This window comes from Pseudomonas sp. EGD-AK9, from assembly GCF_000465935.2.
In the GTDB taxonomy this organism is placed as follows: domain Bacteria; phylum Pseudomonadota; class Gammaproteobacteria; order Pseudomonadales; family Pseudomonadaceae; genus Aquipseudomonas.
Genome location: NZ_AVOF01000066.1, coordinates 1 through 10,489, shown reverse-complemented (window position 1 = coordinate 10,489; position 10,489 = coordinate 1). Strand labels below are relative to the sequence as shown.

The 10,489-nt window shown below is 66.3% G+C and carries 10 protein-coding genes; 4 read left to right on the top strand and 6 right to left on the bottom strand.

The window, feature by feature from the left end; translation table 11 throughout:
• The 6 genes from N878_RS03705 to N878_RS03680 form a co-directional block, all read right to left on the bottom strand.
• A partial coding sequence (locus N878_RS03705; RefSeq protein WP_177342871.1) for a CHASE domain-containing protein occupies nt 1-1,197 on the bottom strand: 1,197 nt, incomplete at its 3' end.
• Between the two features lie 199 nt (nt 1,198-1,396).
• Entirely contained in the window at nt 1,397-2,656 is a 1,260-nt protein-coding gene (locus N878_RS03700) for a cyanophycinase (RefSeq protein ID WP_021442342.1), read from the bottom strand.
• 103 nt (nt 2,657-2,759) lie between these two features.
• Nucleotides 2,760-3,521 carry a transporter substrate-binding domain-containing protein gene (locus N878_RS03695; protein WP_021442341.1) on the bottom strand — a complete coding sequence of 254 codons (762 nt, stop codon included), beginning with the start codon at nt 3,519-3,521 and terminating at the stop codon, nt 2,760-2,762.
• Nucleotides 3,522-3,669: 148 nt separating this feature from the next.
• Nucleotides 3,670-4,950: an OprD family porin gene (locus tag N878_RS03690; RefSeq protein WP_021442340.1), complete on the bottom strand. Its 1,281-nt coding sequence runs from the start codon at nt 4,948-4,950 to the stop codon at nt 3,670-3,672.
• 42 nt (nt 4,951-4,992) lie between these two features.
• Nucleotides 4,993-5,316 (bottom strand): hypothetical protein, encoded by a 324-nt coding sequence (locus N878_RS03685; RefSeq protein ID WP_021442339.1) that lies wholly within the window; start codon nt 5,314-5,316, stop codon nt 4,993-4,995.
• 65 nt (nt 5,317-5,381) lie between these two features.
• Nucleotides 5,382-7,148, bottom strand: a complete 1,767-nt coding sequence (locus N878_RS03680) for a cyanophycinase (protein WP_021442338.1) — start codon at nt 7,146-7,148, stop codon at nt 5,382-5,384.
• A 468-nt stretch (nt 7,149-7,616) separates the two neighbouring features.
• Here N878_RS03680 and N878_RS03675 point away from each other — a divergent pair, with 468 nt between their 5' ends.
• From N878_RS03675 to N878_RS03660, 4 genes are all read left to right on the top strand, one after another.
• Nucleotides 7,617-8,393, top strand: coding sequence for an ABC transporter substrate-binding protein (locus tag N878_RS03675; RefSeq protein ID WP_021442337.1), 777 nt, complete (start codon nt 7,617-7,619; stop codon nt 8,391-8,393).
• 92 nt (nt 8,394-8,485) lie between these two features.
• Nucleotides 8,486-9,175: an ABC transporter permease gene (locus N878_RS03670; protein ID WP_021442336.1), complete on the top strand. Its 690-nt coding sequence runs from the start codon at nt 8,486-8,488 to the stop codon at nt 9,173-9,175.
• Between the two features lie 12 nt (nt 9,176-9,187).
• A complete protein-coding gene (locus N878_RS03665) occupies nt 9,188-9,883 on the top strand; it encodes an ABC transporter permease (RefSeq protein WP_021442335.1) in 696 nt (231 codons plus the stop codon).
• A gap of 9 nt (nt 9,884-9,892) precedes the next feature.
• Nucleotides 9,893-10,489 (top strand): succinylglutamate desuccinylase/aspartoacylase family protein (locus N878_RS03660; RefSeq protein ID WP_021442334.1); only part of this gene is annotated, 597 nt, incomplete at its 3' end.

The window sequence follows — 10,489 nt, the reverse complement described above, 5'->3', positions numbered from 1 at the left end:
GCCGAGCAGCGCCGGCGCGGCGCAGTCGAGCAGCTCGGCGGCGCTGCGGTTGGCCATCTCGATGCGCCCGTCGGCGGTGCACAGCAGGGTGGCCACCGGCAGACGTTCGACCAGCAGGCGAAAGCGCTCCTCGCGCTCCTGCAACTTGGCCGCCACCTGCTGGCTGGCGTGCAGCTTGCGGTCGCGCTGGTACAGGTAACCGCCCACCAGCAGCGCCAGCAGGGCCACCGCCGCCAACCCCAGCCACAGGCCGAGGGTGCTGCCGCGGCCGGCCAGGCCGCGCTCATACTCGGCGGTGCTGCTGACCTGCAGGCCCCAGGTGCGGCCGTACAGCGACAGCTCCAGGCTGCGCTGGAAGCGCGGTTGCCAGTCGGCGCGCGGCGCATCGCCGCTGAGCAGCATGGCGTCCGGCTCCTGCAGGTCCTTGAGGGCGATATCGAAACGGCGGCTCTGCGGGCCGAGGATGCCTTCCATCAGATCCTGGCTGCGGAAGGCGCCATGGACCGTGCCGAGCAGGGCCTCGCGACGCTCCTGCGGCGTGCTCAAGGGCATGCCCGGGCGGAACACCGGAAGAAACAGCAGCACCCCGCCCTGCACGTCGACCTGGGTTTCCTGACGCAGGATCAGCGGCGCGCTGAGGGTGGCCTCGCCGCTGTCGATGGCGCGTTCGATGGTGCTCAGGCGCGCCGGCTCGGTGAGCATGTCGAAGCCCAGCACCCGGCGGTTGCGCCAGTCCAGCGGGCTGACGTAGCCGATCAGCAGGTACTGCTCGCGTTCGCCGGCGGGGAACATCTGGTAGTCGAGGCGCTGCTGTGCCTGCAGTTCGGCCAGGTAGTCGGCGAGTTGCGCGCGGCCCAGGTAGCGCGACCAGGCCAGGGCCTGGATGCCGGGATAACGATCCTGCAGCTGCAGCTGGTCGAGGGCGCGATCCCACTCCACCTGTGACACCGCATCGCTGCCGGTCATCAGCCCGGAGACGCCGCGCAGCACCATCTCGTAGGCCTGCATTCGCGCCAGTACACGCTGGCCGACGTCCTGCGCCTCGAGCAAAAAGCGCTGCTCGCTGTCCTCGCGCTCGCGGCTCTGCATCAGCTGCCACTGCCAGACGATCAGCGCGCCGAGGCCGAGTAGCAGGCTCAGTGCCACGGCCAGCGGCAGCCAGGGTTTAGGCGCAGGCAAGACAGCTCTGTCGTCCATAGATTCTCCCTCGGTCATCCCGAACCAACGCGCACCAGCAGGCCGACGCGCGGACTTCACAGAACCACAGCAAGCATTCTAGTCAGGTTTTGAATGGCTGGCCTTTTGCCAGAAGAGACACGACAGGCGGTCAGGAAAAACCCCCGGTCAGGGGGGCTGGATCAGGGCAGAAGATGCCGCCGTTACAGCGGCGCCCGCGTCAGTTCGGGCGCATGTCCATCAGCATGCGCAGGTAGGAGGTCAGGCGCTTGCCGCCGATCACGCCCTGGTAGCCGTGGCTGTCGTACTGCGCGCTCTTGACCAGGTCGACGCGAAAGCGCGGGGTGCGCTCATAGGTGCGGCCCAGGGTGCTGGTGGACTGGCTGTCGAACAGGTCGACGCTGACCTTGACGAACTCCCGCGGATTGCGCCGGCCGTTGGCGCCGCTGTTGTTCGGGCTGCTGAAGATGTCGCCGCTGGCGGTCATGGCCGAACTGTAGTATTCGCGGCCGCGCAGGCTGGTCTTGCCAGCACCGATGACGAACTGCTGGGTGGCCGGACGGTAGCGGTCGCCGGCGGTCAGGTAGCTGGCCAGCACGTCATACAGGGCATAGCTGCTGCCGCTGCCGCGCTCCTTGTTGCGCAGGTCGAAGACGAACACGCCATTGCTGCCGATCACTTCCATCTCCACCTGGCCCAGGCTGGGGTTGTCCTGCACCAGCAGGGCGGTGTCCTCGTCCACGCCGAAGGCGAACGGCACGTTGCTGTAGTCGGCCAGACGCACGATCCGGCCCTGGCGGCCGCGCTCGCTGAAGTGGGTGTCGAGCAGGCCATGACCGAAGAAACCGAAGCCGCCCTGCATGTCGTAGGACAGGTCATCGCCGCCCGGGCTGGTATAGACGCCATTGCGCAGCGCGTCATAGCTCTCGCCACCGGTGATCATCGGCCCCTGCACCATGATCGCGGTGCCGGCGCTGGTACCGGCCAGCACGGCGCCATTGGCATGCCGGGCACGGATGGCGGCCAGCGCCGGGCTGTCCTGGCGAGTGCTGGTCTGCAGGGTCTGGGTCAGTCGGCCCTGGTCGCCGCCGCCGAAGAAGAAGCCGGTCATGCCGTTGATCTGCTCGAGCACCTGGGGGTTGCTGTTGTTGCCGATGCTGTCCAGGTCGATGGGAATCCACTGGGCATCCTGGGCGCCGTAGGTTTTCAGCAGCGCGGCGTAGAACTCGCCGTTGGCCTGGGAGTTGCGCGCATTGGCGGTGCCGGCATCCGGGTCCTGACTGGGTGGAATGGACGCGGCGGTGATAATGCCGATGCGCGCCTGGCTGCCGCCGGCCAGCTGGATCAGGCGTTGATAGATCGCCGCGTTGTCATCCTTGATGGCGCCACCGATCAGCACCAGCGGGCCGCCGGCATGGCCGACCAGGGGCAACAGGGCGAGCAGCAGCAGGGTGCAGCGTAAGACTTTGCCAAGCATCATTGTCGAGTTCTCCGAGACGTGCGCCAGGCGCACTCTTGTTGTGGGTGTTGTGAAACGGGAACTGCCGCAGCGTGGATTTTTTTGTCGAGTGGTGACCTCCAGCTCAGTAAACCGAGAAGTGTTTGAAGTAACGCTGTTCGATGCGCTTGTAGACCCCATTGCTGAGGATCACCGCCAGGGCGCGGTCCAGGCGCTCGCGCAGGGCCGTGTCGCCCTTGCGCACGGCGATGCCCTGGCCCTGACCGAAGTGCTTGGGTGACACCACCTGGTTGCCGACCTGTTCGAAACCCTGGCCCTGGGGCGCGTCGAGAAAGCCGAAGAAGCCGGAGACGGCATCGTCGAGCACCAGATCGATCTGGCCGGCGGCCAGGGCCTGGTACATCAGCGCGGCGGAGTCGAAACGCTGCAACTGGACGTGGGCGGCGTACTTGTCGTCCAGCAGGCGCTCGTAGGTGGTGCCCTGCTGCACGCCAACCCGTTTGCCGGCGATGCGCCGCGGGGTGACGATCACCTCATGGATCAGGCCCTTGCGGGCGAAGAAGTAGGCCGGGGTCTGGGCGTACTTGGCGGTGAAGTCGACCCGTTGCTGGCGCGCCTCGGTGATCGACATGGAAGCCAGAATCAGATCGGCGCGCTGCGCCTCCAGCGCCGGGATCAGATCGTCCCAGGCAAAGCGCAGCAGCTGGCACTCCTGCGCCATGGCCTGGCACAGGGCCTGGGCGATATCGACGTTGAAGCCCTTGAGCTGGCCGCTCTCGTCCAGGGTCTCGAAGGGCGGGAACTGGCCTTCCATGGCGATGCGCAAGGGTTGCGCCTGCACACCGAAGGCCAGCCCACAGAACATCAGGAACAGAACGATACGCATGCTGTAAGTCTCCGCAATGAGCGCTGCACAGGGCCGCTGGAAAAAACGGCACCCGCGGGTGCCGTCAGGTCAAAGGAGCGTGGAGAAGACCTAAAACCTCGGGATTCGCCTGCCCCCGAGATGCAATCGGAGGCGGGCTGCAGCGCCGTTACAGCAGGCTCAGCGGGTACTCGACGATCAGCCGCACTTCGTTGAGGTCGTTGTCGAATGCAGTGGCGCGGTGGGTGGCCTGACGCAGGCGCAGGGACAGGTCCTTGGCGGCACCGGACTGCACCACGTACTTGGCCTCGAGGTCGCGCTCCCAGTGCTTCTCGTCCTTGCCGGCCCAGCCGGCGAAGGCGCCATTGGGGTCGGCCTTGGTGCCGTCGATCTGGTCGCCCTTGATGTAGCGGGCCATGAAACTCAGGCCCGGCACGCCGAAGCTGGCCATGTTGAGGTCGTAGCGCACCTGGAAGGAGCGCTCGTTGGGGGCGTTGAAGTCGGAGTACTGCACCGAGTTGGCCAGCCAGATGGAGTCGCCGCCGATGTAGTCGAAGAACTCGTCGCCGTTGACCTTCTGATAAGCCAGGCTGAGCTTGTGCGCGCCGAAACCGTAGGCGCCCTTGAGCGAGTAGGTCAGGGTGTCCAGCTCGCCGGCCAGGGCCTTGCCCTGGTCATCGGTCTTGTAGGCCACCAGGTCGAAGCTCAGCGACTGCTGGTCGGCCAGGGGAATGTTGTAGTAGAGGTTGCCGAAGTACTGGCGCCAGACGTCCTCGGCTTCGCTGCCATACAGCGAGACGCTGAGGTTGTCGTGGAAGTTGTAGGTGCCGCCGACGAAGTCGACGCTGCGCGCCTCCACTTCGGCGTATTCGCTGGTCAGTTCGCCGTCGGAGTTGCTCGAGTTGCGGCGGTTGATGGCGGTGAAGTGCCCGGCTTCGAGGAACAGGTTGTCGATCTCGCTGCTGGACAGCTGGAAACCCGTGGCGGTTTCCGGCAGCAGGCGCGAGTCGCCGGTGGCGAATACCGGGGCGGTGGGACGCTGCTCGCCGAACTTCAATTGGGTGGAGGAAATGCGCGCCTTGACCACACCGCCGATTTCACCGGTGTTGTCCTCGATGCGGCCATCGCCGTCCACCGGCAGGATGCCGTTGCCCACGCTGCCGCGGCCGCCGTCGAGCTTGATGCCGCCGTAGGCATGGGCATCCACACCCACGCCCAGGGTGCCCTGGGTAAAGCCCGAGGCATAGTTCAGGTGCATGCCATGGGCCCACTCCTCGCGGGTGTTGCGCTGGCTGTTGACGAAGTTGCGCTGCATGTAGAAGTTGCGGTTGAGCAGCTTCAGCGTGCTGTCTTCGATAAAGCCCTTGGCCTGCTGCTGATCCCCGGCCAGGGCGAACGACGAGCCGGCGGCGACCGCCAGGGCGATCAGGCTCAGTTTTACCAGTTTCATCACTTACTCCATTGTTGTTATTGAACAGCTCAGCGTCCGCCGCTAGGCGAACAATTCCGGTGCCAGCTCGGGCGGACACTCGCCCTTGCTGATCACCGCCTCCAGGCACAGGGTCGACGCCGACTCGGCCCAGCAGACGAAATACCCCTTGGCCCGCAGGCGCTTGAGACGAAACGGCCACTCCAGCTCGTTGCCCGGCTGCAGGGCGGCCAGGTGGGCGGGCAGCTGGATGATCGAGTAGAAGCCGGCGCGGGTTTGCACCCGTTCCAGCACCCGCAGATCGGGCTTGCCGGCCAGCAGTCGCTCGCCCTGCGGGGCGTGCCAGAGTTTTTCCAGGGCGAAGGCTTCCAACCTGTTCAGTTGCATACAGGGCTCTCGGGGTATCGGGGGGTGATTCAGGGCGGCGCCAGTCGGGCGCCGCCTGGTGCGGCTTAGCCTTTACTCAGACCGGCGACCCGGGCCAGGGTCTGCGCCACTTCGCCGCGGCTGACCGGCGCATCGGGCTCGAAGCGCCCCTGCGCGGCCTTGAGCCAGCCCTCGCCCACGGTCAGGCGCGCCGCCTCGGCCAGTTCGGCATCCAGCTCGCCCAGGTCGCTCAACGCGGCGCTCTTTTCCAGGCGCGTGTTGTGGAAACGCTCGACCAGCGCCTTGCAGGCCAGAGCCCAGTCTTTGCGGGTGACCGGCTGCTGCCCGGCAAAAGTCTCGCCGGCGCGCATCCAGCCGTTGGACAGCACCACCTGCAGCTGCTCGCGCACCGGGTCGTCGGCGTCGATATCGCCGAGCGTCGGCAGCGCATCCAGCTTGGGCTCGGCGGCCAGGGTCATCTGCAGGGCATTGGCCAGTTCCAGGCGGCTGATGGGCCGCTGCGGCTCGAAGGCGTTCTGCCCGTTGAGGGTCATCAGGCCGCGGAAGCTCACCGCGCGGATGGCATCGCCGAGGGCGCCGTTGCCGGCATCGACCGGCGCGCTGGTGGCCGGATCGCCCAGGTTGGCGTTGACCGGACGAATATCCAGGCGCACGCCGCTGACGCTGTAGTTGGTCAGCGAATCGTAGAACTGGCTGTAGGCGCTGAATTCCGGGGTCTTGCTGAACGCGAAGCGGTAACCGTAGTGGTAGCCGTTGAGCGGGTTGTAACGGGTCATCAGGCCCAGCTGGCGGCTGGCGCTGTTGTCGGCCAGGCCATAGAGCACGGCGCGGCCCATGGCCGAGACGGCGGCCAGGTCGGTGATCAGCTGGTTGCCCAGCAGGTATTGATTGCCGGCCTCGATGGCCGCCTTGCCCGCCGCCGGCTGCAGCGTGCCGCTGCGCAGATCGTAGCGGTCGCCATGACCGAGCATGGCCAGGCGCACATTGCTCATCCGGGTGCCGTAGAGGCCGAAGCCCTTCTCGGCCTGGCTGGCATCCATCACCGTCAGGTAGCCCTCGCCCAGCACCTCCAGCTGGCCGCCGGGCTTGACCCACATGGCGGTGTTGGTATCCAGGCCGAAGCCCTTGCTGGCCTTGCGCTCGGCCAGGTAGGCGGCCATGCGCGCGGCGCGGCCGGTGCTGGTTTCCTCGATCTGGTCCAGGTGCTGATCGATGATGCCGTTAAACAGACCGGCGCCCTTGAGGATGGCCGTGCCACGCTGGTCGGCCTTGACGGCGACGCCAAAGTCCAGGGTATCCATCACCACGCCGTAAGCGGTGGGCATCTCGGCGCCGAGAATGCTGGCCCCGGCGCTGGTGCCGGCCACCACGCCACCCCGATCGAACACCTGGCGCACCCCCTGCATCAGCAGCGAGGGGCTGCCATCGGCATTGAACAGGGCGCGAGCGATGCGGGCCTGGTCGCCACCGACGAACCACACGGCACTGGCGTCAGCCAGGGGCTTGACCACCTCGGCGTCGTTCATGGTCTCCAGGTAGTTGTGACGATCGATGCCGACGATGCTGATGCGCTCGGCCGGGACCCCCTGGGCGATCAGCTCGGCCATGAAGCGCTTGCTGGAGCCCTGACTGCCGCTGGCAGTGGGCAGGATGACGATGCGCGCGCCTTGCTGGCCGCCGGCCAGTTCGACGAACTTGGCGTAGACCGGGACGTTGCTGGCGCGCAGCATGCCCCCCACGGCCAGCAGGTGGCCTTCGGCCTGCGCCACGGAGCTGGCACAGGAGAGGATCAGGGCGACGAACAGACGGCGAGGCTGGAACGGCTTTTTCATTCTTATTGCTCTTGTTATGAAAATTCTGACGCGGATTGACCTCCCTGTGGCGGCTGCAAGCCGCGCCAGTCCTGGCGCCCAGCATGTGAATAATAATTTTCACAATGCAGCTTTGTGAAATTTTATATACCACAACGACCCCCTGTTCAAGCGCCCGCGGCGACCCTGGGCCTCCTGGTGCGGCCTGAAAAAGCCCGCTCGCGGCGCGGCAGACAGCGCGCTAGAGCGGTTGAGGCGAGCGCTCGGCGACACCCGAAATGACATAAATATTTCTAAATAGTAGATTTATGAAAATAAACGTGTCATAGATAGTGCCCACAGGACCCGAGCCGGCCCACTTCGCCGACTCTCCGCAACCCGGCCCACCCGACCCGGTTGCCGGCTGCGCCCAGGCGCGGCCAGTGCACAGGCAGCGCCGCGCCGCCGGCTGTGCAGCGAACCCCAAACCACCACCCAGGAGTCAATAAGATGAACAAGATCGCACTTCTCGGCGCACTGGCACTGTCCGTCGCCAGCAGCTTCAGCCACGCCAGCCAGGACAGCCTGCGCATCGGCATCGAGGCGGCCTACCCGCCCTTCGCCTTCAAGACCCCGGACGGCGCCATCAGCGGCTTCGACTACGACATCGGCCAGGCCCTGTGCGCCGAGATGAAGGTCAAGTGCCAGTGGGTCGAGCAGGAGTTCGACGGCCTGATCCCCTCGCTGAAGGTGCGCAAGGTCGACGCCGTGCTGTCGTCCATGTCGATCACCGAGGATCGCCTGAAATCGGTGGACTTCAGCAAAAAGTACTACCACACCCCCGGCAAGCTGGCGATGAAGGCCGGCACCCAGATCAACGACCCGCTGCTCGACCTCAAAGGCAAGAAGGTCGGCGTGCAGCGCGCCTCCACCTACGATCGCTACGCCAGCGACAAATTCGAGAAAGCCGGCATCGAAGTGGTGCGCTATGCCTCGCAGAACGAAGCCTTCCTCGACCTGGCCGCAGGCCGTCTGGACGCCACCCTGGCCGACATCGTCAATATCGACGAGGGCTTTATCAAGACCCCAACCGGCAAGGGTTTCGCCCTGGTCGGCCCGGACTTCAACGACCCGCAGTACTTCGGCCGCGGTGCCGGCATCGCCGTGCGCAAGGGCGATGAGGCCAATGCCGCGCGCATCAGCGCCGCCATCGACGCCATCCGCGCCAACGGCAAGTACCAGGAAGTGCAGGCCAAGTACTTCGATTACGACATCTACGGCCAGTAACCCTGCCCTGTCCGCAGAGGCATCCGCCCACCGGCGCGATGCCTCTTTCTCGTATTCGCGCAGCGCCTGTCGCGGCGCGTGAGGACCCCATCATGCTCCACGGCTACGGCTCGACCATCCTCGATGGCGCCTGGCTCACCCTGAGCCTGGCGCTGACCTCCATGGCCCTGGCCATCAGCCTCGGCCTGCTCGGCGCGGCCTTGCGCCTGTCGCCGATGCGCTGGCTGGCGCTGCTCGGCGAGGGTTATGCCACGCTGATTCGCGGCATTCCCGACCTGGTGCTGATCCTGCTGATCTTCTACGGCGGCCAGGACCTGGTGAACCGTGTCGCGCCGCTGCTCGGCTACGACCACTACATCGACATCAATCCCTTCGTCGCCGGCGTGTTTACCATGGGCTTTATCTTCGGCGCCTACCTGTCGGAGACCTTCCGCGGCGCCTTTATGGCCATCCCCAAGGGTCAGGCGGAAGCCGGCGCGGCCTACGGCATGAGCGGGGTGCAGGTGTTCGTGCGCATCCTGGTGCCGCAGATGATCCGCCTCGCCATTCCCGGCTTCACCAACAACTGGCTGGTGCTGACCAAGGCCACCGCGCTGATCTCGGTGGTCGGCCTGCAGGACATGATGTTCAAGGCCAAGAATGCCGCCGACGCCACCCGCGAACCCTTCACCTTCTTCCTCGCCGTGGCCGCCCTGTATCTGCTGCTGACCAGCGTCTCGCTGCTCGCCCTGCGCCTGCTGGAGCGGCGCTACAGCGTGGGCGCGCGCCTGGCCGACATCTAGAGGACCCGCACCATGCTCGATTTCCATCTGATCGCCGAGCACCTGCCGCTCTATGGGCGCGGCCTGCTGGTGACCTTCCAGTTGCTGCTGATCGCCCTGGCCCTGGGGCTGGCCTTGGCCATTCCCTTGGGCCTGATGCGGGTATCGCGCTCGCCCTGGCTCAACGCCCCGGCCTGGCTCTACACCTACGTGATCCGCGGCACACCGATGCTGGTGCAGCTGTTTCTGATCTACTACGGCCTGGCCCAGTTCGAGGCCATCCGCGACAGCTTCCTGTGGCCGTATTTCTCCAGCGCCACCTTCTGCGCCTGCCTGGCCTTCGCCATCAACACCAGCGCCTACTCGGCGGAAATCCTCGCCGGCAGCCTCAAGGCCACGCCGCACGGCGAGATCGAGGCGGCCAAGGCCATGGGCATGTCGCGCGCCAAGCTGTACCGGCGCATCCTGCTGCCCTCGGCCCTGCGCCGCGCGCTGCCGCAGTACGGCAACGAGGTGATCATGATGCTGCATACCACTTCGCTGGCGTCGATCGTCACCCTGATCGACATCACCGGCGCGGCGCGTACCCTCAGCTCGCGCTACTACATGCCGTTCGAGGCCTTTATCACCGCCGGGGTCTTCTACCTGGTGCTGACCTTCGCCCTGGTCCAGCTGTTCAAGGGCGCCGAGCGCCGCTGGCTGGCCTACCTGACCCCGCGCAAGGCCTGAGGAGAAACCATGGAGTCGATTCGTCATTCCCTGCCCTGGAGCCCCAGCGGCAGCGACCATCACCTGACGGTGCTGCGCTTCGGCAGCGGCCCGCGCAAGGCTTATATCCAGGCCAGCCTGCACGCCGACGAACTGCCGGGCATGCGTGTGGCGGTGGAGCTCAAACGCCGGCTGGCTGAACTGGAGAAGCAGGGGCGGTTGACCGGCGTGGTGGAGCTGGTGCCGGTGGCCAACCCCATCGGCCTGGGGCAGATGTTCCAGGCCACCCACCAGGGGCGCTTCGACTTCGCCAGCGGGGCGAACTTCAACCGCGATTTCGTCGACCTGGCCGCGCTGCTCGCCCCGCAGCTGGAAGGCAGCCTGGGCCGCGATGGCGAGGCCAATATGCGGCTGATCCGCAGCGCCATGCTGACCGCCCTCGACCAGTTGCCCCCAGCCAAATCGGCCCTTGAGGGGCTGCGCCGCCTGCTGCTGCGCCAGGCCTGCGATGCCGATCTGGTACTCGACCTGCACTGCGACTTCGAGTCGATCCTGCTGCTCTATGCCCAGCCCCAGCACTGGCCGCGGCTGCAGCCGCTGGCCGCGCGCCTGGGCGCCGGCGCCGTG